Source organism: Psychrobacter sp. 1Y4, assembly GCF_051847555.1.
This window is the reverse complement of record NZ_JBPYDE010000003.1, coordinates 74,405-97,982: the sequence shown is the minus strand read 5'-3', so window position 1 is coordinate 97,982 and position 23,578 is coordinate 74,405. Positions and strand designations below refer to the sequence as shown.

The window sequence follows — 23,578 nt, the reverse complement described above, 5'->3', positions numbered from 1 at the left end:
TCGCTCCTTATACGTTAGCTGTCGATGGTTTTTCGACACTAGGTTCATGATCCGTTGGATCTGCGACATCTACAGGCTTACCTTCTGGCATCTTGAGCGTTTTATAGCAGTTATATGCCATAACAAACATACCTGATACATATAAGAAGCCACCAAAAGCACGACCAATATACGGGAAATGTGAAAACTCAACCGTATCAACGAAACTATATACCAAAGTACCGTCAGGGTTAGTTGCAAGCCACATCATGCCTTGACCGATGCCCGAGATCCACATTGATACGATATAGAAAATTGTCCCTGCAGTCGCAAGCCAAAAATGCGTAGTGATTAAACTGATTGAGTACATTTTTGGTTTGTTATAAATACGTGGTAACAATACATATAATGAACCGATAGTAATCATACCCACCCAGCCAAGTGCTCCTGAGTGTACGTGACCGACCGTCCAGTCAGTGTTATGCGATAAGGCGTTGACTGTCTTAATCGACATCATCGGACCTTCAAACGTCGACATTGCATAAAATGACAGTGCCACAATCATAAAGCGAATAATCGGATCCGTACGCAGTTTGTCCCAACTACCTGATAGCGTAAGCACACCATTAATCATACCGCCCCAAGAAGGTGCAAATAGGATGATTGAGAATACCATTGCTAAAGACTGCGTCCAATCTGGAAGCGCTGAATAATGCAAATGGTGACCACCAGCCCACATATATGAAGCAATTAACGCCCAGAAGTGAACGATAGACAAACGATACGAATAAATCGGACGACCAATCTGTACCGGAACGAAATAATACATCATTCCAAGAAAGGCAGCTGTCAAGTAAAAACCTACCGCGTTATGTCCGTACCACCATTGCACCATCGCATCAGTTGCACCGCCAAATAACGAGTAAGACTTAAATGCACTAACAGGAATGGCCATGCTATTTACGATGTGCAGTAGAGCAATCGTAATAATAAAAGCACCAAAAAACCAGTTAGCCACATAAATATGTGACGTTTTACGTTTGATAAGGGTGCCAAAAAAGACAATGGCATAAGAGATCCATACCAAAGCAATCAAAATATCAATTGGCCACTCAAGCTCTGCATACTCTTTAGTAGAGGTCAAACCTAAAGGGAGGGTGATTACAGCGGATACAATCACCGCTTGCCAACCCCAAAAGGTAAACCAAGCCAGATAGGGGGCAAATAGTCTTGTCTTACAAGTACGTTGAACGACATAGTAAGAGGTTGCGAACAGGGCAGAGCCACCAAACGCAAAAATGACCGCATTGGTATGTAGCGGTCTTAAACGACTAAAGGTCAGCCATGGAATGTCAAAGTTAAGTGCTGGCCATGCCAACTGTGAAGCAATGAACACACCAAGACTCATGCCGACGATGCCCCATGCAACGGCCATAATCGTAAAAAACCTTACGATAGTAATTTCGTATTCACGGTCAACTGGGGCGACTGCTGTGTTTTGTAAACTCATTGGATGATTCCTTTACAGCCCGAATTATCAATAGAACTAACTAACGCTCCACGTTACGTATATGATAAAACATAATGAACGTGACACATGATATTGTCCGACTCACCTATTACCGTAAGGGTTTATTAACTACTTTATTAAACTTTTCGCAGGGGATTGATTAGTAATGATGGCACAAAAGAAACAAGGCTTACGACTACTATTCAGCGAGACTAAGGCAATTAATATATCGTTACAGTTAATGCAAAAACAAACCGACTTTAGGCATTAAACATCTATTTTACAAAGCGTGAATGATAGAGGTATGCGAGCGGCGGCTGACAAAAACATATTGACGTAATATTTAGTTAAAATTCCTGATTCTGTTTAAGGTATTGTAACGCAATCTTAATAAAATATCATCAGAACTATGCGTCAAAATACAAACTCTTTGGTAAACCATACGGCTAACAACCTTTACTTATGGCTAAGTAAAAGGGTTGTAAAACGTTATATTTATGATAAAAATAGATGTAGCTCTAATCTGACAGTAAAGAGTAATTAACCTAGTTACCCTATTGTTCAATAGTGTTAAATTTCATCATACATCTTTATTAATACTATTAACTTATCTGCCGCTAACCATATGATTTAACTTATGATACGCTTACAAAGTAGATATGTTAAGAACATTTTTTGAAGTTTATCAACGTTTTATCTTATGTAACTGTTTTGGCTTATTAAAGCAACAACTTTTATATGACATGTAGTTATTCAAAGTCATCGGCGCTCATCATAACAAAAAACCTTAATATATCAATACAAAACATAAGGATTTTTCTTATAAGCTTCATAGAAGCTAAAACTGAGTGTGAAGCACTAAATTATGTTGATCAGCGACGGTCTTAAACAAACCTAACCATACTAGCATTTGTTACAATTCAAAAAAATCTCATATTTTTGGGTTTTACTTATTATAAAATCACGCCATAATGACACGCAGCAATATTAGCAATGACATTAATCGTAACTTTTTAACGTAAACAGGATAATAATATGGCAGTTTTTTTGACGGATGCATGGTTTGAGCAGGTAGCGCAGTTAGGGAATGAAGCTGGTGAGTTGAATTTACCACCAGCATTGGCAGACATGGTTATCAATTTAAAAGTTTCTGATGCTGAGCAAGATATCGAAGCCAGTTTTTCAGACGGCTTACTTCACCAAGGTTTAAATGATAATGCTACTACTACGCTGCTACTTGATCGTGATACTTTACAATCTATCATCACAGATTTTGACATGAACGAGATTATGGGTGCTTTTATGGGGGGTAAGATTCGTGTTGAAGGGGATATGTCACAGTTGATGGCATTACAAACTGCTCGTCCAAGCACAGAACAAAAAGAGCTATTTAAAAAGATTAAGTCCATGACTACTATGGCTTAGAGCACTGGTCAAACGGTGTCAGGTAAATGATGTTACTCTTTGGCCTGAAATAAAAAGTCTGTAAGTAAAAGCCTTTAAATAAAAAGCCTCTAATTAAAATTAGAGGCTTTTTATTTGTGCCAGATGTCGGTTGTAGACAGTGTGTCTGTTTAGACTATTATAAAGATATCAGCTGGCCTGAGTCTGTATTTGTACTTTTGTGTTTTTAGAGTCCTGATTTTCTTTATAAATCGCTGCTTGTAGCCAGATATTTGCTTGAACATAATTATTTACTTTGATGGCCTTTGTGCTTGCCGTACTCAGAGCGCCGATACGCACAACAAATGGGTCTGCATCCTGCTCACGCAATATAACCACATCGAACAAAATAATAGGCTTGTCATTGAACGTCGTTTCTTGTTTGCCAATAACTTGCCCCTGACACCATGCTTCGTCTTCTTGGCCGAGTGTATCGCCAAATAGATAAGCACACATATGACCCAAGTTAATCTCTACTGGTGCCATCTGTTCTTTGGTTTCTGGTTGCCAACCTTTAATCTGTTCTTGAATGTCTTCTGGTACTTGTCCATCATTGGCCGCAACGATATCGTTAAAAGCGCGATGATAGCGAATCGCTTCTTGATCCTCGACCATAATGACTTCCTCTTGATCGCTGATCGAGATTTCGTGAGCCCAAGCGCTAAAATTCACAAAATAAGGCGTGCTTTGTTGATATAAGTGGCAATTGGCCGTATAGAGCTGATCAAAAGCATAAATAATGCTGCCATCAACACTACGCAGGCGTAATACTGCATCATGCGAGCTGTCACTGACAATCATACGCTCAATCGTACAAGTCAGTCCATAGGGACCATTGACGCATGGATAGGCGTTAATAAAGCATTCAGGTTTGCCATCTTTCATGGCAAGTACTTGATTGATATGGCAAGGCTGATCCTCAGACAGTAGCAAACAAGCGTCTTGAGCACTCGCATTAGCATTAAGGCCCTTGGGCATGGTCGCTTGTTCAATCATTTTTTGTAGCCACTCTGGCACATCACGACTCATATCATCAGTCAAAATACGCCAATGATCAGCGTGCCCTGCCGTTTGATCGTCTGTTAAAGTAATTTTGGTCGGAGATTGTACGTTTTTATATTGATAATTAATAGTCATGAAAATACTCAAACTTAAGTCTGCCATGGAGTTTGGACGCCAAATAGCGCAAAAAGCTTTTATTTGTTACTAACACAGTAAGCCAATACCTAAGCAATATATTATATACATTCTCAATATTGTGCTATGTTTGCGCAGCAGCAATGGGTCAACAAACAACAATGATGGGTTAATGACAATTGTCCTTAGCATACAATATATAGGTATAGACGCAACTAATAGCAAGCCCCTCATAAAAAAATAATAACGAAGCGCTGTATTTTATGAAAAAAGACCTGCAGTTTTTACGAATGACTGGCACATATTAGAAAAATTGTGTCAAACTATCCACTTTTTTGGTAGCCACGATTGGGACGTCTAAAACCATGTTTATATGTCTGCGTTATATTCATATAAGCATGACCAGTACTGGCTCAGTTGCTTGTTAAGCACGGAAAGCTTGTTGGCTTACGTTAGTGTGCTTATATGACAGTTGCTCACCTAGATAAAATAAAGAGTTTGAATATGTTTCGTCCTTTAGCATTATTTATCGGTTTACGGTACACCCGAGCAGAGCGTAGTAATCGCTTTATCTCTTTTATATCGCTCATTTCAATGATAGGTCTAACTCTTGGAGTAGCGGTATTGATTACCGTGCTATCAGTGATGAACGGCTTTGATCGCGAACTAAAGACCCGTATTTTGGGAATGGTTCCACAAGCGACTGTGACGTCACCTGAGGTCATTGGTGATTGGAAACAGCTTGCTGAACGTATTCAAGAAGATCCAGAAGTTGCAGCAGTCGCACCATTCATACAGTTGCAAGGTATGCTGACTTCTAATGGTCAAGTTGCTGGTATTATGGTCACAGGTATCGATCCTGAGTACGAAAAAAATGTCTCAATCATTAATGAGCATATGACTGAAGGCAGCATTGATACTCTAAAAGGTGGCGACTTTAGTATTGTGTTGGGCGAGGAGATGGTACAGTCTCTTGGTTTGAATATTGGCGACAAGGTCACGTTGGTGCTACCAGAAGCATCACCATCGCCAGCTGGTGTCATACCGCGCTTTAAGCGTTTTACTTTGACAGGTATTTTTAGTATTAGTCCAGAAGTGGATAGCTTGATGGCATTTATTCCGATGAATGATGCTGCTAAATTGCTGCGTCTTCCTGAGGGCGCGCAAGGTATTCGTATGAAGCTTGATGATTTATTTAATGCACCGATGGCCGCGCAAAAAGCGGCGGCAATTGCGCCAGAACAACTGTACCCCAATGACTGGACACAGACTCATGGCAATCTATTCGGCGCCATTCAGATGGAAAAAGCGATGGTAGGCTTATTATTGTTCTTAATTATCCTTGTCGCCGCCTTTAATATCGTCTCAAGCTTAGTCATGCTCGTCACTGACAAAAAAGCAGACATCGCTATCTTAAAGACTTTTGGTGCCTCTCCGCGTCTGATTACTCAAGTATTTATGGTGCAAGGTGTGGTCATCGGGGTCATTGGTACCGTCGCTGGTACTGTGCTTGGGGTTGTTTTTGCCTTAAGTATTAGCGATATTTTAGGTTGGATTAATCAAAGCTTTGGTCTAAATCTGTTCGATGCTTACTTTATTAACTACTTACCATCACAGCTACGCTTGGTTGATGTTGTACTAATCACTGGCGCATCGTTTATTTTGAGCTTTTTGGCCACTATCTATCCTGCACGCCGGGCAGCCAAAATTCAACCTGCCCAAACATTGCGTTATGAGTAGTAACATTCACGGTTATACGGCAGCAGTATAAAAATATAATTATAGACTTTTAAGTGTCAGCGTTTGATTGACAAAAATTTGAGTGAAGGAAGCGGTATGGCGGCCATTTTAGAGGCAAGCAACATTAGTAAGGTATACGATGAGGGTGCAGTGCATACGCAAGTGCTGACCGGATTGGATTTATCTGTCAATGCAGGCGAGCGCATCGCTATCGTTGGTACAAGCGGGTCAGGTAAGAGTACTTTGCTGCACTTATTAGGCGGTTTAGATACACCAACTGATGGTGAAGTATGGTTGCATGGTAAGTGCTTAAATCATATGAATGAGACGCAGCGCGGCGCCATGCGCAATCAGTATTTAGGCTTTATCTACCAGTTTCACCATCTATTGGCAGAATTCACTGCGGTAGAGAACGTCGCCATGCCTTTATTAATGCGGCCAAAAGTTTCTACAACAGACGCGCGTCTGCAAGCAGTCGAGCTGTTAGAAAACGTGGGTTTGGGTCATCGTTTAGATCATAGACCAGGAGAGTTATCAGGGGGTGAGCGTCAACGCGTGGCTATTGCCCGTGCTTTGGTGACTAAACCATCGCTTATATTGGCGGATGAACCGACTGGTAACTTGGATTATGACAATGCTCAATCTGTCTTTGGTTTGCTGTCAGAATTACAAAGTACGATGCAAACAGCGCTACTAATGGTGACACATGATCGTAATCTGGCTGCATTGGCTGATCGGCAATTATTGCTACGAAATGGCCATTGGGCTGAGTATTAAGCCGCTGGGCATGTACCGATAGCAAATTATATTTATATAATTTAAAGTCTGGCAAAGTTTATGAGGATAAATATTATGACTGATAATAAAGATCCAGTTTCTGATTTTGGTAGCGCTGAAGAAGGCAATAATCCGCTAAAAGATTATATTGACCCAACGCTGTTTGAAACGATCGATCGACAGGCTCAAATAGAGCTATTGACCCCCGCTTTTGACGCCATTACGCTTGCTGGTGCTGACTATGATTTAAAAGCTCGAGATAGCGCTACAGGGAAGCGTTATACATTACTTAAAAATAAAGAAGTAATAGAGATTTTAATGATGGATAACAGTTTTACTGACCAAGTCGTTGATGCTATAAACAAAGACCAAGAAGAAGGGTAGTGCTTTTAAAAGTATAACTCACTCAATACAGATGAGTTCTACTACGTCTTTGGTGGTTTATCTGAAGATTCTTTTTGACGCTTTTGCCAGCTTGTCACTGTTTTATAGCGCCAAATTGCTTTAAAGGTTAAACCACAAATAATACTAGTAATTACTGCCAACAACGCCAGTCCTAAACAAAATGCCGTCAACGATACTGTACCGCGGTAAGTAACAAAGGGATTGGCACCATTTGCAAGTACCCACAAGCTAAAATCAGCAATCATCCTTCCGATTACCCGTAAGCTAATCATGGGCTCACCCATAATATGGGCACCAACGTAATAACCTGCATAAAAAATAGGTAGGGTAGTAAGAGGGTTGGTAATCCACGTTAGGCCAAGCGCCATGGGTACGTTAGCACGAAAAATAAGTGCACCAATCAAAGCCAACAGCATCTGTCCTGGCAAGGGGAAAAATGCACTAAGTACCCCTATATAAACCGCTTTGTTCAAACTATGACGATTAAACTGCCATAAACGAGGATCAGCCAAATGCGGCGCAAACAGCTTTAAAGAGCGGCTCTCTAGTATTTTTTCAGGCGTGGGTAGGAGGTTTTTAAGACGTTTTTGGGGCACAGGTTTGCCTTTGATCGTTATCTACAGTTCACTCAGTAGAGCATAAGCGTTTGATATTCGACAATTTTGATAAAACATTGTCAGTAAAGATAAAGTGTTGATAAAAAAATAGGACGAGTGGCTATCAATAAAGGCAATCGCGATATGATAAATAGTATAGGGTAATACCGTTAATAATGCTATCATCGGTATTTAGTCGTCTAATGTTAGTTAATAAACAACCAAACAAATGATGTATGATAAAAGTTGATTGATCGCTATCTTTTCGACTTTATCTATTCTTCTATGTAGAAGGTTGTGGATAGAACATCGTCAGTGGTTAAGTGTATATTTAATAAGCCGTCATGCAAGGAGTGCTGATGTATTGGACGATTGGCATCTCAATCATTATAGCGATGGTAGGCACATTATCAATAGGGACGGTAGACTTTGCTCAAGATAGGTTATTAGCATTTGATTTGTCTATAGCAAGCGCTCTTATTTGGCTCTTGTTGATCGTAACAGCGATTATTTTCCTTTTTCTTCTCCAGCGCAGTGCAGCGTTGCCGTCAATAAGCAACTACTCCCTTCATAAACGTCGAACACAAAATCATACGATATCTTCTAAGTTTATCCGTTATCTACTGATGACGATCATAGCGAGTGTGCTGGTTTTTGGAAGTGCCCTGCAAGCATTGTCTGCCTATCAGCAAGCAGAGACGACAAAAATCACCGAGCCTATGCAGGTACGTGCGTGGGTGACCATCAAGGGCATTAGCGATAGTGTATATGATTCTGAAATAAATAGTGGCTATCGACAAGTGGCAACGTTGCAATTAGTTGAGCCGTTGGTGTCCAAATTAACTTCACAGGATTTACAAGCGCAAACGTTAAGCTATATTAATAATAGCCTAAGTAGTAAAGGTTTGTATAATAAAGACATAAATGATGACAAAAACTTAGAGCATCGTGTGCTTCTCAGTGCTTATCCTAAGCGAACATCTGGTAACACACAAACAATTGATCTTAATGGTCTACAGCCTGGTGATCAGTTGCTCATGACTTTAAAGCTTGTACCTCTAGTCACCTCTGGACAAACACTCAACAATCCAACAGGTTTCGACAGCTATCGCTGGTTACGGGGACGTCATATCGATGGTATGGCTACTATTATGGCGACTGGCGAGCCTATCAGAGTGTTAGATAGCTCATCGACAATGCTTGCTTCAAATGCCGCATTTGACTCATTTCTTAACAGTTTGCGCACTCATGTTGACCAGTGGCGTTGGCAGCTGCGTCAGCATTTTTATGCAGATTGGCTGCAGCAAACGACAGCAGAGCAGCAAGCCAAAGCAGTAACGTTAAGTTTACTGACAGGTGATCGTAGTTTAATCAATCACGAGACCAAGGATCTATACCAGTTGGCTGGTATCTCGCATCTGTTAGCCATTTCTGGCACGCATGTTTTGTTTTTGGCCATCATACTCGCAGGTGCCGCAGTTTGGTTAGTAAACCACCAGTGGCCAGCGCTGTATCGTAATATACCGCGCTGGCAGGTACGTTGGTGGGTCATGATTGGTGTTGCTTTTATCTATGCGTTATTTACAGGATTTGATGTACCAGCTGTCCGTACCGCATGGATGCTACTAGCAATAGGGTTGGTGCGATTAACGCTACTGCCTATTAGTACCATGCGTGTGTTACTTGCGATAGCAGTACTCATGGCTTGGTTTGATCCTTATGTATTATGGCAAGCAGGCTACTGGCTATCGTTTGTCGCGGTGGCATTATTATTAAAATATGACGACACATCATATCAGCGAGATAACGTAGCTTTAGCGCAGCATCGTCATGACATTACTGATAACAACCATATAAGTAGTACTTTACTGACCCAAATAGGGCTAACTGGTAAACGCGTATTTAAATTGCAGTTTTGGTTATTTATCGCATTGTTGCCTATTACGTTGTTATTGTTTGGCAAAGCCTCGCTGTGGGGGCTGTTCATCAACCTATTTGCTATCGGTTTATTCGGTTGGGTCATCGTACCTTTGAATCTGTTAGCAGGGCTCTGCTATCTTTTATTACCTACTGTAGCAGATAGTATTTGGGCATTGGTAAGTATCATAGTTGCAAGCCTGCATAAGCTGATAGCATGGCTGACTTCATTACCAGCGTTATCAGACGCATGGCTGTATACGTCAGTGAATATGGCTATATTGCTGATGGCGCTACTGGTTATGATGCCATGGTTGCTACCACGCGGGCTTATCAGTCGCGGGCTGGCGTTACCACCTCTAAGCTTGTTAGTGATGACGGTTTATGCCAATCAGCAGTCCTTGGTAACAGCTCCTACCTTATACGTGCTACCAACTGGCGATCAGTATTTGAGCGCGACGGTATTGCAGTATCCTATAGTACGTCAACACATAGATAACAGTAGTCATGTTAAAAATAATAATGAAAGAGCGCCAGTTTCAGGCGCTGTTTACTGGCTATTTTTAGCAGACCACCGACCTTATGGTAACAGGACGATGCCAAGCACAATGACTGCAGATGATATAACTGCTCACTTAGCACAACAGCTGGGAACGTTATCGATTGACCAGTTAGAAGGTGTTGTCATACAAACCAGTGTACCGATATTGACCGACACTCTTTCTTCTAAACAAAACAATAGCAAGATTAAAAGCAATATAAAAAAATCTGAGCTACTACCGATGAGTGTCTTACAATTAAATCAAAGGATGCCTATTAATCAGTACTGGCAAGCAGGACGCCATGAGCGCTGGGCCGCTTATCAGCAGTTATACTTAGAGCAAAAACAATCTGCGCGAGCAACTACTATTACCGCTCAAAGCTGTGAGCAAGGCAAAACATGGCAGCTAGACAATAAAGATATGGCATTACAAGCAATGACAGGCTGGCGTGATATCGATGATAGTAGCGTTTGGGATTGTACTATAGCGATTGCTAGCAAACAGCCCATTCGTGTCATTCGATATGATGCTAACAATCCACAGCAGTCATTACAGGCAGATTCTCAAACGTTTATTCCACCTACACCGATATCAAAGACCAGTCAGAAAACTACCCATCGAAATGGGGCATTTGAAGCACGTGTGGTCTTAAATGCAGACACTCACCATCACCTCTGGCAAATGTGGCCCTTGCTGTGCTCAGCTGATTCGTTTGCATATAGTACCAGCATAAACTATCCTACGCAGTGGCTTGGTCACAGTACATCTCAGGTAACTACAGAGGCATTAAGCCGACAACAGATTGATAAGATAATCACATACGATCGCAAAACTTTAGAGATAGCGCTACGTTTTGATGCTTTACCATAAAAACGATACCGATACGGCCAATACCTATTATCAACATCGTAGTATAATGATATTTCACGTTTTCACTATTGAACCATGAGTAAAATACCACCATACTTAATGACCTAGTCATACTAATCATTCATGTATGCAAATTTTTATCGTGTTTATTTTCTATCCTCATTTTTACTTGTTTTAGATTGCTTTTTACCTAGGAAGTTATATGCCCAACTGGCCGCCAGACCCTAACAAACGTCCTGATAATTTAGAAAATCAGCCGGTACCATTGCAACAAACATCGCCTAATCAGCCAAATGGACAAGAATGGCGTCTTATTGAAAAAACTTTATTAGCCAGTGTAGAAGAGCAGCGCCGTTCAAGGCGTTGGAGCATCTTTTTTAAGCTACTTACCTTTGGTTATATCTTGTTATTATTCTTAACGATAGGCCGTAGCTGTAGTAACGATGCGCCATCTGGGCTAGAAGGAATTGATACCAGTAAGCCGCATTTAGCGGTGGTTGAGCTACAAGGTACGATAAGTAACGCCGATCCTGCAAATGCTTACGATATTAGTAAAGCGTTGACGCGTGCTTTTGAAAATAACAACTCAAAAGCAGTGGCACTTGATATAAATTCACCTGGTGGCTCTCCGGTACAATCAGATGAGATCTGGCAAACTATGATGAACTTACGTCAGCAGTATCCAGACAAAAAGCTTTATGCGGTGATTGGTGATATTGGTGCGTCAGGCGCTTATTATATTGCATCTGCTGCAGATGAGATTTATGTCAATCCATCAAGCTTAGTAGGCTCGATTGGGGTCATCATGCCAAGCTATAATATTGAAGGCTTAATGGACAAAGTAGGCGTGTCCGATCGTACCATCACCGCAGGCGAGTACAAAGATATTTTAAGCTTGTCGCGTCCGCTTACTACGTTTGAGACACAGCATGTTGAAAACGTACTTGATAATACGCATAAGCACTTTATTAATGCAGTCAAAGAGGGTCGCGGCGATCGTCTTAAAGACCCTGAGGCCAACAATTTGTTTTCGGGGCTGTTTTGGACCGGTGAGCAGTCTATCGCACTGGGACTGGCAGACCGATCAGGTAGCATTGCAAGTTTAGAAAAAGATTTAGAATTAGATAACGTGGTAAATTACACGCCACTAGATCCGTTCCAACTATTCATGGATCGCTTCGCAGTTAAGCTTGGTGCAGGCGTAGGCTCGAGTATCAATCTTGATGTATTGCCACAAGAGGATGGTAATATCGAGATGCGTTAAACGTTCTTTTTTCATTTTGAACGGATTATATTTAATGTGTATGATTGTTGAGGCTGAGCATATAACTATGCTCAGCCTCAGTTATATAGTCAGTTTAAATTATAAATAAATTACTAAATCAAGTACCGAGCCTTTAAGAGCACCAAACCTCTATAAGAATTAGTGAGAGCCTGTCATGAGTGAAATCAATTTGCAGACCTTTGCATCATTGCCTGTATCGAACATAACCCAAAAGCCAGTCCTTCATTTTGCTCATGCGAACGGGATGCCAAGTGCGGTCTACCAGCCATTTTTTGAGATATTGGCTGAATTTTTTACGGTTGAATATATACCGATGTTAGGGGGCGACCCAGACTATCCTGTTGACAATCACTGGCGCAGTCTTACCCAGCAAGTTATCGATAGCGTAAAAACTGTCTGTGAGAGGCACGGCATCTCACAAGTGGTTGCGGTAGGTCACTCGCTTGGTGCTATGTGTACGCTACAAGCGTTGTACCGCGCTCCCAAAATATTTAATCAAGCAGTACTTATGGATCCGCCTTGGGTTTATGGCAAGTCAAGCTTACTATGGCATGTGGCAAAGACAGCTGACAAGTTGCCTCTGATGGACAATCGTCTGATGGATAAACTGTCACCATCTGGTATTTCTAAGAACCGCCGTGATGTTTGGGATAGTCGTGCAGATGCTTACGAAAAAATGCGTCATAAAGGGTTTTTTAAGAATTTTGATGAGCGTAGCTTTGAAGGTTATATTCAGCATGGCTTGTATGAGCGTGCAGATGGCAAAGTCACTCTAGCCATTCCTAAAACTAGTGAGGTTGCTGTGTTTCGTACCAACCCTTCTTGGTACTGGCTGTCACCTAATCGTCGGCCTAAGCCGCCAGCGACACTTATTATCGGTGAGGAGAGTATATTTTTAAAGCGCCGTTTTCCGCAGCGAATTCAAACGCGCTTGGGTATTCCTTATCAGACCCATGCAGGAGGTCATATGTTTCCGCTTGAGCATCCTGAATCTGTCGCACAGCAGGTATTGGCATTGATAAAGCAGCAACTGTCAACTTAACTGGTGATTAAATACTGTATATCATAAATATTTATGAGAATTATTAAGTTACTGTTTTGAGTATTACTATTATGCCAAACCGTGCTACTGCTTTGAATAACACAATGACACTGCAACCAAAGCGCTCGGCTTTGTTTTCACGCTTAGGTGCGTTTTCTCTTGTCATAGGAATGGTCATTGCTTTTTTTGTCAGTCAGTTGATAGGGGTTTATGTCGCAGGCAGATTATTGCTGCCAGCTACCAAAAGCACGACAGTAGGAGATGTATTTTTTTTTGGTAGTAATGATGGAACCGTAGTAAGTGCTTCGATTATTATCAGTTGCATACTACTGATGGCACTGAGTTATTTGGTTGTACGTGTAAAATCTGGAGATATACGTGAATACTTAGCGATCAAGCCATTTTCCTTAGTAGTTGGCATTGGTATGTTTGGAATATTGTTAGTATTTATGATTGGCAGCCAAGCATTGACTTATTTGTTGGATAAGTCTCCACTGGTTTTTGTAGATCCGTTATATCAGTCTGTCAGCTCAGTGTGGTTACTCGTTTTTGCGATGGTGATAGTCGCACCGATATATGAAGAGCTAATTTTTCGCGGCATTTTGTGGTCGGCTGTCGCAGAACAGTTTGCTGCAACTCCACGCTCGAAACAGCGCGGAGCACTGGTAGCGAGTATCGTGACCAGCTTTATTTTTGCTGTGATTCATTTGCAATATGGTATTTATGAAATCACTACTATCGTGGTACTAGCATTTATATTTTGCTACGCGCGTATCAAGTCAGGATCACTAGTACTGCCTATGTTGTTACATATTATCAATAACGGTGTTGCTATGTGGCAGTACCTAAACCAAGTTAGTTGAACAAAAGATACTTGACCAAAACGATCAAAACAAATTAAGCATTAGGGTTTAGTTGCAAAACTTCGTCGGCAGCTTTTTTGATATCATCGAGTGTCAGCTGCGGTTTACCGCTTAATGCTTGTCGCCACTTACGAGCTCCGGGCAATCCTTGAAATAATCCCAAATAGTGCCGCGCCATCGTCGATAGTGTCTCACCTTTTATAAGCTGCTCCTCTAAATATGGATACAGCTGCGCTAAAATATCTGCACGCTTAGGCATCGGCTGATCCCATAGACTATTAGCTTCTGCTAGTAAGTAAGGGTTATGATAAAAAGCCCGTCCAATCATTACCCCATCAATATATTGTAAGTGCGTGGCAATATCAGCGACAGTCTCGATACCACCATTAATCTCAATATCAAGCTCTGGAAAGTCCTGCTTGAGTCGATACACATCATCGTAACGCAGTGGTGGTATTTCACGGTTTTGCTTAGGGCTGAGTCCTTGTAGCCAAGCTGTGCGCGCATGTACGATAAAACGTGTACAACCAGCATCAGCTACCGTCTTTACAAAATCCACCATAAACTCATAACTGTCAAAATCATCGATACCGATGCGATGTTTGACGGTTACTGGAATATCTACAGCCGCCTGCATGTGCGTTACTAAGTTGGCCACAGTGTTAGGCTCTGCCATTAGGCAGGCACCGATTTTATTGTGCTGTACACGGTCAGAGGGGCAGCCAACGTTGATATTGACTTCGTCATAGTTATGCTGCTGAGCAAATTCGGCGCACTGAGTCATCTCGGCGATATCAGCACCGCCAAGCTGTAGTACCACAGGATGCTCTAATGCATCGAAGCGTAGATGCCGCGCACGGTTGCCATGTATAAGAGCACCAGTACTAATCATCTCGGTGTACAGATATACTTGCGGGTTAAACAGACGGGCAAAGTAACGATAATCCGTCGTCGTCCAGTCAATCATCGGAGCAACTGATAAACGCTTATTGGTCATATCAACCATGGGTGTTAAGCCTTAATATTTTTTGAAGTTTGTATTGGATGTGATAAAACAGCTGTTTCATTACATCCAATGTTTGATTGAAAAATCTATAAAACAAGAACAGTAGGTCATCAGACGCGAGACAATATGAGTAATCATACTGCTAGATTAACTGATTGATTTTTTTGTACTCAGGCATATTATAAAAATAAAACCCCATGATGATGCCAATTAAGCCGATAAAAGCGATATAGAGTGCAGGCGAAAAGCTTACAAACATAGTGGCATAGCCAAGTCCGAAAGGTACGGATACGCCCACAAGTCCATAGATTACATTGTAGCAAAACGCCATTCCTGTCAGGCGTACGTTGGTTGGAAATAACTGTACGAAGATAGCAGGTACCATGCCAATGATGCCAGCACAAAATCCTAAGAGTGCATACATGATCAAGATATAATCACCGCCAGCTTGCATATGGTAGAAAAACGCAAACATCTGAGCAATCAGTAAAACGGAGCCGACTATTAAAATTTTACCAAAGTTCTGGTAGTTAGATAGTATTCCATAAAATACACAGCCAAAAATCATAAACACAATGCCCAAACTGTGTGAAAACCCAAATAAGTCTTTGTCTAAAGCAAACCGTAATTCAATCAAGTCTGGGAGCAACAGTATGATGACAGTCGTAATGCTAGACATAATCAAACTTAGCATCAAACCGATAAATATTGAATGCTTACAGTGTTTGAAAAGTAAGGTAAATGGCTGAGCGGTATGACTATTCGTTTTTACTTTTTTAACTTCTAAAAAGAATGGTGACTCATCAATAAAACGCCATACTAATAAAGGTAAACAGCTCAAGATTGCTGCAATAAAGAAGGGCAAACGCCAGCCGTAACTGGTTAGCTCTTCAGGGGTCATAGAGCCAGTAAGCCATACAAAAAAAGCGTTAGAAAATAGCACTCCTATAAAAAAGCTTGCCATTACATAGCTACAGCTAACCGATAGATACTGCCGCGGTACATGCTCTGCAACAAAAACCCAAGCCAATGGGACATAAAGGCCAAATGCCATTCCCTGTATCAGTCTAAGTAGGATAAATAGGATTGGAGCTAGTATGCCCCACTGTGCATACGTGGGCAAAAATGCTATGGTCAGTAAACTGCCTGCAATGATAGCCATGCTGATGAATAGAATTGGCCTGCGACCCTTGATGTCGCCATAACGTCCAAGAATAATGCCACCGAGGGGCCGTGCCAAATAACCCACTGCAAAAAGCCCAAGTCCTTGTAGTCTTAGGATATCAGGATTGGTACTAGTCGGAAAAAAAGCAGACGACACGATGTCTGCGATGTATAAATAAATCAGAAAGTCAAAAAAAGCAACAGCGCTGCAAAAGCAGACAAATAAGACTGTATTTTTGTCTTTAGAGGACATCAGTGCATATTGAGAACGAGAGGGCATAATTGATCACGCATCCACATATAAAAGTGGTTGTTGAGACGATCATCATGAGATAACCGACCATCATAAAAAACGACAAACCAACATGGGTAGATGCTGGTTTGCCAGAGGAATGATTTAGAACGTTTTATTTAAAAAGGTTTTGACAAAAATATTTTTGGACTATGTAATAAGCAATGATATTGATAACGTTAAAAGAAGACATCGTTGGTATTTACAACAACCAATCAATAGGCAACCAAGACATGACAGTTAGCCATAAGTGATCAGTCAAATCTACTTTTGGTTCTGAATCATACACCACTTTTTCTCCATTTTCGAGCGTATGCCATTGTAACTTATTGTTATCTATTAACTTTACTTCATAAGCTTGACTTAACAGATCGTCACTGAGCGCTTCATGTAGTTGTCTTGCCAGCTCATCGTCATTGATAATCACGCCCATTTCAGTGTTAATATTAGCTGAGCGGGGGTCAACATTATAGGAACCAATGAAGACTTGATGGTCATCTACAGCGAAAGTCTTTGCATGTAAGCTGGTTGACGACTGACTGCGCGCTTTCCATAACTTGTTTTCGCGCTTTTCTTCACTAGCGGTTGATTTTAACTCATATATTTTAACACCAGCGCCGAGTAGATGAGGGCGCCACTTGCTATAACCAGAGTGAACAGCAGTTACGTCAGTTGCATTAAAAGAGTTGGTCAAAATCTTTATATCAATTCCTGATTTTGCCAGTTGTACTAACGTATCTACACCGTCTTTGGTTGGGACAAAATAAGATGAGATGATGGTTAGCTTTTCAGAGGGGCTTCCAAGTAGGGTTCTTAACTGATGGACTAAGTTGCTGTCAGTGGGGACGGTTTTGGTCAATTTGCCGACATCATCACTTAAGAACTGCATATCTGTCCAACGAAATGGTACGCGCTTGTTAATCAGGTCAGTATCGATAGAGGAGTCTTCAATGGCTGCTTTATAAATAGTTAAACTGTCGCTAGAACGGCTCTTTTCATCTCCATCTAATTTATCTAATCCTGTCAAAAAATTACTGGTAGTGTTTTTATCGAGAGTGACTAGCGTTTCAATATCGAAGGATATAGGGGCTGACCAGTAGCTCATAAAACTGTTATCAATATCAGCGACTACTTTGCCAATAAGTAGCACGTCTAAATCAGCAAATTGACTGCTTTGATCATTACTAAGGTATTCGTTACCAATGTTGCGACCTCCAATAACGGTAATTTGTTTATCAAAAGTCATGCTTTTATTATGCATGCGTCTGTTGATACGGGGCAAACCGGTGACAAAGTTCATCGCTTGAACCTTACGATGCATTAAAGGATTGATAATGCGTACAGCGATATTTGGATGGCTGGCAAAACGTAATAAGTGCTGATCAAGTTTTGCATTGTTATTAAAATCATCAAGTAGTAAGCGTACGATTACCCCGCGCTCAGCAGCTTTCCACAAATCTTTTAGCAACAGCTGACCTGCTTGGTCATCATGCCAAATATAGTACTGTACATCAATACTGCGAGTGGCCATATCAGTTAGGATACTTCGTGATGCAAAAGCATTCGCACCAGTGACAATAGGATGGTAGCCTGATAGCTCAGGGTGTATGTCGTTTTGTTCACTGATGGATGCCACTAAGTCGTTGTTACTGCTGGTGCTGTTTTTACCTTGAGTATTGTCCAGACTACTGTCTTGTTGGTATAGAGCATTAACACGGGCTGATAACGCTTGGCTTTCAGGCAGATGCGGCTGTTTTGGCAAGCTTTGGCATCCACTAAGACCTAATGTTAGGCCAAGTATTAGACTCAGTGACAAGCTGCTCGGCTCTCTACTTAACATCGACATAACTGGTTTACCTTGATAAGTTTTAGAATGTACTGAAATTTATATAGACTAATGTGGAGGAATAATAGCATTGTTTATAAGGTATGTAATAGCAACGTTTAAAGCCTAGTTAAAAATGCTGCCAAGCTTAGCAGGTGATGCAGTATCTGCCTATCAAAAATACGTTATTTTTCTTAGATTGGCAGTCACTCACGTTGTTATAATAGCTTAAGCTGAGACTAGGTTTTATTATTTAACCATAAGGCCTTCAAAAACAACCCATAGTCAGTGCTTAAAACTGACTATAAACGTTAAGTGTTTCAAATCTGAAACAGACAAACAAGTAAAAGCGATACCTGAAATCTAACGTCTGATATATGGGAGCATGATATAATAAGCGCTTTGACTTATGTATCATGGAAACTATAATCAGCAGTGTCAATACCAACCATAGTAACGGAAAACTTATGAGTCAGTCGCAAGCGCATGATGAAAGCAATTCAAATCTATTGGACCCAAACTGGCGCAATGATGCTTTAGACTTAGACCTCGATTACGGCATGCAGACTATTGCAGTTCGTGCAGGGCAGCATCGTACTGATGAAGGAGAGCACGCCGAACCTATCTTTACCACCAGCTCTTATGTCTATACTTCTGCAAGTGATGCCGCTGCGCATTTTAATGGAACAAAGACTGGTAACGTTTATTCGCGCCATACTAACCCCAGCGTGCGTACCTTTGAGCGTCGCCTAGCAGCACTCGAGAACGGTGAACGTGCGGTTGCCACAGCCTCAGGTATGGGTGCGATTTTGACTATGTGCTTGGCCTACCTAAAAGCAGGTGATCATCTGCTTGCAGCCAACCAGCTCTTTGGCTCATCCATTGGTTTATTTAATAATTACATGGCTAAGTTTGGCATTGAAGTCAGCTACGTTGATTGCTTCGACAATGACGCATGGGCAAGTGCCATACGACCGAATACTAAAGTGATTTATTGCGAGAGCCCAAGTAATCCTTTGGCGCAGATTTGTGATATCGGTCATTTAAGTCAGCTGTGTAAAGCCAATGATGTATTACTAGTCGTTGACAATTGCTTCGCCACGCCAGCGCTACAGCGGCCATTAGACTTAGGGGCTGATGTGGTTATTCATTCTGCAACCAAATACTTGGACGGTCAAGGCCGAGTACTGGGCGGCGCACTTGTCGGTAGTGATAAGCTGATGCAAGCAGCATTTACCGTTGTGCGCTCAGGCGGTATTAGCATGAGTCCGTTCAATGCTTGGGTCTTTACTAAAGGACTTGAGACCCTTAAATTACGTATGCAGGCGCACTGTGCCAATGCTAATCAAGTGGCAGAGTTTTTGGTCAATCATACTAACGTCAGTAAAGTGCACTTTTCAGGGCTCTTAGATCATCCCTCTCATGAGCTTACCAAGCGTCAGCATCATATGAAGAATGGCTATGGCGCCATTATGGGGTTTGAGGTTAAAGCGTCTGCTGCTAACAACCATGCCAATGATCGCGACACAAAAGAAGCTGCTTGGCATGTCATTGACTCAACACAAATGGTCTCTATTACTAATAATTTAGGAGATGCCAAAACCACCGTTACCCATCCTGCGACCACGACTCATTTTAGGCTTACCCCTGAGGCGCGCGCTGAGGCTGGTGTCAAAGATGGGCTTATTCGATTGTCAGTAGGACTAGAAGATGTGGAAGACATTATCAAAGATTTGGCGCGTGGTTTAGACAGTTTATAAAGATGACGGTATAATCAACGTTATCGTATTAACTTTATGATCAAAAGCTATTTATCATTCATCAATATAAAACAAAGAGGCAATTATGAACATCCAAGCACTTATGCAACAAGCTCAGACAATGCAAAAAAAGGTCGAAGCCAATGTTGAAACTGCAAAAAAGGATCTAGCAAATAAAGAAGTCCAAGCAGAGGCGGGTAGTGGTCTAGTAAAAGTTACTATGACTGGTCGTCACGTGGTCAAGCGCTTAAGTATCGATCCAAGCTTGCTTGAAGATGAGCCTGATATGATTGAAGACTTAATCGCTGCTGCTATTAATGATGCTGTCCGTCAAGCAGATGAGCTATATGAAGAGACAATGGCTGGCGCGACGTCAGGTATGGGTCTGCCACCAGGTATGCAAGGTTTATTCTAAGTCTTAATTTGCTGTAATTACTACATTTTGTGGACCATGATGGGGTTGTTATCTATAGGATGCGACCCCATTTTTATATCTACGGTTTACAGATAAAGGAAGCAGATTTGCTTACAGCTAAATTTGATCAGCTGGTTAAACAGCTGCGTATTTTACCAGGGGTTGGGCAAAAAAGTGCCCAGCGCATGGCAATCCACCTACTTACCAAAAAACGTCCGCAAGGGATGGCGCTCGCTCAAGCACTTGATGAGGCAATGCGCGATATTGTTGAGTGTCAGCGTTGCCATAGCTTCAGTGATGATGCGGTTTGTCCGCTATGCCAAGATCCAAGACGTGATGATGGATTGTTATGTGTGGTTGAAACCGCCGCTGACGTCATGGCCATTGAGCAAACAGCGGGTTACCGTGGACGTTATTTTGTTTTAGGTGGGCATCTGTCACCGATTGATGGTATTAGCGCTGATGATTTAAACATTGACCAGCTGGTATGGCGCGTTAAACAAGAGCAGGTTGAGGAGCTTATATTGGCAACAGGTACCACTGTTGAAGGTCAGACAACGGCACACTTTATCAGCGAAGCGGTGAGTCGTCATGTCAATAAAGTCACTCGTTTGGCACAAGGCGTACCCATAGGCGGTGAGCTCGAATATTTAGATAGTATGACATTGGGACAGGCACTACAAAATCGCTCCTTTTTATAATATAAACAAAAGCTATATGTTTTAGTCTCGTAAATAATGGCTTTAAACTTGACGCTGTCATACGAAACGCTCCAAAACATGAACGCTAATTTGTTATAATTTTCTTTTATTGTCTCTAGGCGCTATTAATAGCGCTCTTTTTTCTTCTATTCTCTTCTATCTAAGCAGGTATCTGCCCGTGTCTGATCTAAGCTCTTTTGATGTAAGCGCTCAAACCAATTTATCTCAAGTTGATTTTTCGCAAGATGATTTGTCTCAAGACGATGTTTTGCAACCCGATGCAAAAGAAGGCGTTGACGGTGGTCAAACATATGCAGCTACTAATGTGGTAGACATGCCTGCCGAGCCGGATATTGACGCGTTGCTAGACATAGCAGATGAAGCATCTGTCACTTGGGTACGTGAGCAAGCGCAATTGGACGAGGTTATCAAGGCCTTGGAAGTTTGCGGGCGGGTAGCGTTAGATACTGAATTTATCAAGCGTGACACTTACTATCCACGTCTTGCTTTAGTGCAGCTTAATACTGGCGATCACATTTATTTATTAGATGCCCCGCAACTGCAACTAGCTGAACTATGGCAAGTCCTAACTGAAGTCGATGTGGCGATTTGGCATGCTTGCGGAGAAGATCTAGGTATTTTTTATCTACTCTCTGGCTGTCCGCCATTGACCAATATTTTTGATACGCAAATTGCGCTGTCTTATTTAACAGGTCAACTGCAAATGGGCTATCAGCAAGCGCTTGATGATCAGCTAGACATGCAAATTGACAAAGAACAAAGCCAGTCTGATTGGCTACAACGTCCATTGTCAGATGAACAAGAACAGTATGCAATCGATGATGTGCGTTTTTTACCAGCACTGTATCTAAGTTTGGAGTACGAATTAAAAAGACAAGGTCTATATGATTATGTATGGGCGGATTGTCAGCTCTATGCTCATGAGCTATACAAGGTGCAGCATGTTGAAGATGAAGCTATGTATTTGACGATGGCAGATTATCGTTATAATTCAGAGCAGATGGCTATACTAAAAGCAGTGGCTACTTGGCGTGAAGCGCTGGCACGTTCGACCAACCAGCCGCGTACTTTTGTAATTAAAAAACAGGCGGTGCGTGAGATTATCACCGAAAAGCCAACCAGTATGCGCGCGCTTGCCCATAAGACGACGATGCACCGCAGTATGTTGCGCCTTTATGGTGAGGAGCTGCTAAAGGTCATTAAAGAGGCAAAAAACTTAGCGCCTGCTGAGCATCCAGAGTGTCTACTACCGCCATACCGCTCGAAAAATAAAGTACTATCAAAAGCGGTACAGCAAGCGGTAGATGAGCAAGCTAAAGAGCTTGGTGTGCCGGCTAACGTGCTTATGCGTAAAAAATGGTTAGGTCAGCTTTATGAGGTTATTGCCTTCGATAAAGATTTGGCCGAATTACCAGAAGGTCTAAAAGGCTGGCGCAATGAATGGGTGATGCAAACTTTGATTCCAGTGATTGAACAACATAAGACTGAATTGCAGCAAGGGATGGGTATCAATGTTTAAATGTTTGGATATTTTTCTTGGTTAAATATCAGCGTTTAAATTTTCCGTGCTGCAAAAAGTGTTCAGTTTGCTTAGCCACTGTTTCATTTACTAACATGCCTGTATGCGAGACAGGTAAGACGATATGATCGGTGGCTTTGTCAATTTTAGTCTCTTCTACATATACCGTTCCATCATGCACAAGCGCTTGCTTGGGACTTGACTTGTCTGCTTTACGCAATTTTCGATTATGATACTGCAAAAACAGTTGCCCTAAACCATAGGGCTTATTACCCGCAATCACTCCCAAAGTAATATGTTGTGGCAATGGTGCCACCGTCCCATCTAAAGCATCGACGTATGAGCGGCCTACAATAGCAGGGGTTAATCGCCAAATATAATCGGCACAAACGCTGCCAACATGCGGTGTACCTAGGGTCACACAGCGTCCAATCTGCCACTTTGGATAATGGTAAACAAAGTCACGAATAATCAGCCCGCCTAAACTATGCCCCACCAAATCTAACGGCTGGTCGGGATGATGGTTGTTTTCAAGCCACGTATTAAGACGCTGACTATTGGTCGTAATACTGTCACGCATACTACGGTAGCCGTATTGATGAGTACTAAAGCCTGCGGCTTGCAAGCGTTTGGCCAATGGTCGCATAATCCATGCGGTTTGATGCAGACCATGAATAAGAATGACGCGGTTTTTTTGTTGCATTTTATCGTCCAAAAAGTGCATTAAATAAAGATCAGCAGTGCCTACTAATAAGTAACGAACATTAAT

19 protein-coding genes are annotated in these 23,578 nt (G+C 41.7%); 12 read left to right on the top strand and 7 right to left on the bottom strand.

Features of this window, described 5'->3' with window-relative positions; genetic code table 11:
* Positions 1-7: 7 nt before the first annotated feature.
* Positions 8-1,489, bottom strand: a complete 1,482-nt coding sequence (gene ccoN / locus ACS8FC_RS03215; RefSeq protein ID WP_299216721.1) for a cytochrome-c oxidase, cbb3-type subunit I — start codon at positions 1,487-1,489, stop codon at positions 8-10.
* A gap of 1,035 nt (positions 1,490-2,524) precedes the next feature.
* Here ccoN and ACS8FC_RS03210 point away from each other — a divergent pair.
* Positions 2,525-2,914, top strand: a complete 390-nt coding sequence (locus tag ACS8FC_RS03210) for an SCP2 sterol-binding domain-containing protein (protein WP_299216718.1) — start codon at positions 2,525-2,527, stop codon at positions 2,912-2,914.
* 168 nt (positions 2,915-3,082) lie between these two features.
* On the opposite strand, the gene ACS8FC_RS03205 is transcribed toward ACS8FC_RS03210, so the two are convergent.
* Complete coding sequence (locus ACS8FC_RS03205) at positions 3,083-4,069, bottom strand: hypothetical protein (RefSeq protein ID WP_439295858.1); 987 nt, start codon at positions 4,067-4,069, stop codon at positions 3,083-3,085.
* A gap of 504 nt (positions 4,070-4,573) precedes the next feature.
* Here ACS8FC_RS03205 and ACS8FC_RS03200 point away from each other — a divergent pair.
* The 3 genes from ACS8FC_RS03200 to ACS8FC_RS03190 all read left to right on the top strand — a co-directional run bounded on the left by ACS8FC_RS03200 (position 4,574) and on the right by ACS8FC_RS03190 (position 6,970).
* On the top strand, positions 4,574-5,809 hold the full coding sequence (locus ACS8FC_RS03200; RefSeq protein WP_439295857.1) for a lipoprotein-releasing ABC transporter permease subunit: 1,236 nt from the start codon (positions 4,574-4,576) through the stop codon (positions 5,807-5,809).
* Between the two features lie 96 nt (positions 5,810-5,905).
* Positions 5,906-6,586, top strand: a complete 681-nt coding sequence (lolD, locus tag ACS8FC_RS03195; protein ID WP_299216709.1) for a lipoprotein-releasing ABC transporter ATP-binding protein LolD — start codon at positions 5,906-5,908, stop codon at positions 6,584-6,586.
* A gap of 75 nt (positions 6,587-6,661) precedes the next feature.
* Positions 6,662-6,970, top strand: coding sequence for a hypothetical protein (locus tag ACS8FC_RS03190; protein ID WP_439295856.1), 309 nt, complete (start codon positions 6,662-6,664; stop codon positions 6,968-6,970).
* 41 nt (positions 6,971-7,011) lie between these two features.
* Here ACS8FC_RS03190 and ACS8FC_RS03185 read toward each other — a convergent pair whose 3' ends face one another.
* The gene (locus ACS8FC_RS03185; protein WP_299216703.1) at positions 7,012-7,587 is read right to left on the bottom strand and encodes a DUF2062 domain-containing protein; all 576 of its coding nucleotides are present in this window, start codon (positions 7,585-7,587) and stop codon (positions 7,012-7,014) included.
* 359 nt (positions 7,588-7,946) lie between these two features.
* Here ACS8FC_RS03185 and ACS8FC_RS03180 point away from each other — a divergent pair, with 359 nt between their 5' ends.
* The 4 genes from ACS8FC_RS03180 to ACS8FC_RS03165 all read left to right on the top strand — a co-directional run bounded on the left by ACS8FC_RS03180 (position 7,947) and on the right by ACS8FC_RS03165 (position 14,106).
* On the top strand, positions 7,947-10,916 hold the full coding sequence (locus ACS8FC_RS03180) for a ComEC/Rec2 family competence protein (RefSeq protein WP_439295855.1): 2,970 nt from the start codon (positions 7,947-7,949) through the stop codon (positions 10,914-10,916).
* A gap of 202 nt (positions 10,917-11,118) precedes the next feature.
* Complete coding sequence (sppA, locus tag ACS8FC_RS03175) at positions 11,119-12,180, top strand: signal peptide peptidase SppA (protein ID WP_439260549.1); 1,062 nt, start codon at positions 11,119-11,121, stop codon at positions 12,178-12,180.
* A gap of 175 nt (positions 12,181-12,355) precedes the next feature.
* The gene (locus ACS8FC_RS03170; RefSeq protein WP_439295853.1) at positions 12,356-13,243 is read left to right on the top strand and encodes an alpha/beta fold hydrolase; all 888 of its coding nucleotides are present in this window, start codon (positions 12,356-12,358) and stop codon (positions 13,241-13,243) included.
* A gap of 71 nt (positions 13,244-13,314) precedes the next feature.
* A complete protein-coding gene (locus ACS8FC_RS03165; protein WP_439295941.1) occupies positions 13,315-14,106 on the top strand; it encodes a CPBP family intramembrane glutamic endopeptidase in 792 nt (263 codons plus the stop codon).
* Between the two features lie 34 nt (positions 14,107-14,140).
* On the opposite strand, the gene dusA is transcribed toward ACS8FC_RS03165, so the two are convergent.
* The 3 genes from dusA to ACS8FC_RS03150 all read right to left on the bottom strand — a co-directional run bounded on the left by dusA (position 14,141) and on the right by ACS8FC_RS03150 (position 18,414).
* Positions 14,141-15,112 (bottom strand): tRNA dihydrouridine(20/20a) synthase DusA, encoded by a 972-nt coding sequence (gene dusA / locus ACS8FC_RS03160; protein ID WP_439260553.1) that lies wholly within the window; start codon positions 15,110-15,112, stop codon positions 14,141-14,143.
* 142 nt (positions 15,113-15,254) lie between these two features.
* Positions 15,255-16,556: an MFS transporter gene (locus tag ACS8FC_RS03155; RefSeq protein WP_439295852.1), complete on the bottom strand. Its 1,302-nt coding sequence runs from the start codon at positions 16,554-16,556 to the stop codon at positions 15,255-15,257.
* Between the two features lie 214 nt (positions 16,557-16,770).
* On the bottom strand, positions 16,771-18,414 hold the full coding sequence (locus ACS8FC_RS03150) for a phospholipase D family protein (RefSeq protein WP_439295851.1): 1,644 nt from the start codon (positions 18,412-18,414) through the stop codon (positions 16,771-16,773).
* A 446-nt stretch (positions 18,415-18,860) separates the two neighbouring features.
* Between ACS8FC_RS03150 and ACS8FC_RS03145 the strand changes: the two genes are divergently transcribed.
* The 4 genes from ACS8FC_RS03145 (at position 18,861) to ACS8FC_RS03130 (ending at position 22,809) form a co-directional block, all read left to right on the top strand.
* Positions 18,861-20,153 carry an O-succinylhomoserine sulfhydrylase gene (locus tag ACS8FC_RS03145; RefSeq protein WP_439295850.1) on the top strand — a complete coding sequence of 431 codons (1,293 nt, stop codon included), beginning with the start codon at positions 18,861-18,863 and terminating at the stop codon, positions 20,151-20,153.
* Between the two features lie 85 nt (positions 20,154-20,238).
* A complete protein-coding gene (locus ACS8FC_RS03140) occupies positions 20,239-20,568 on the top strand; it encodes a YbaB/EbfC family nucleoid-associated protein (RefSeq protein WP_299216677.1) in 330 nt (109 codons plus the stop codon).
* A 107-nt stretch (positions 20,569-20,675) separates the two neighbouring features.
* Positions 20,676-21,269 carry a recombination mediator RecR gene (recR, locus tag ACS8FC_RS03135; RefSeq protein ID WP_439295849.1) on the top strand — a complete coding sequence of 198 codons (594 nt, stop codon included), beginning with the start codon at positions 20,676-20,678 and terminating at the stop codon, positions 21,267-21,269.
* Positions 21,270-21,537: 268 nt separating this feature from the next.
* The gene (locus tag ACS8FC_RS03130) at positions 21,538-22,809 is read left to right on the top strand and encodes a ribonuclease D (protein WP_439295940.1); all 1,272 of its coding nucleotides are present in this window, start codon (positions 21,538-21,540) and stop codon (positions 22,807-22,809) included.
* 28 nt (positions 22,810-22,837) lie between these two features.
* Here the strand turns inward: ACS8FC_RS03130 and ACS8FC_RS03125 are convergent, their stop codons facing one another.
* Entirely contained in the window at positions 22,838-23,512 is a 675-nt protein-coding gene (locus ACS8FC_RS03125) for an esterase/lipase family protein (protein ID WP_439260560.1), read from the bottom strand.
* Between the last annotated feature and the right edge of the window lie 66 nt (positions 23,513-23,578).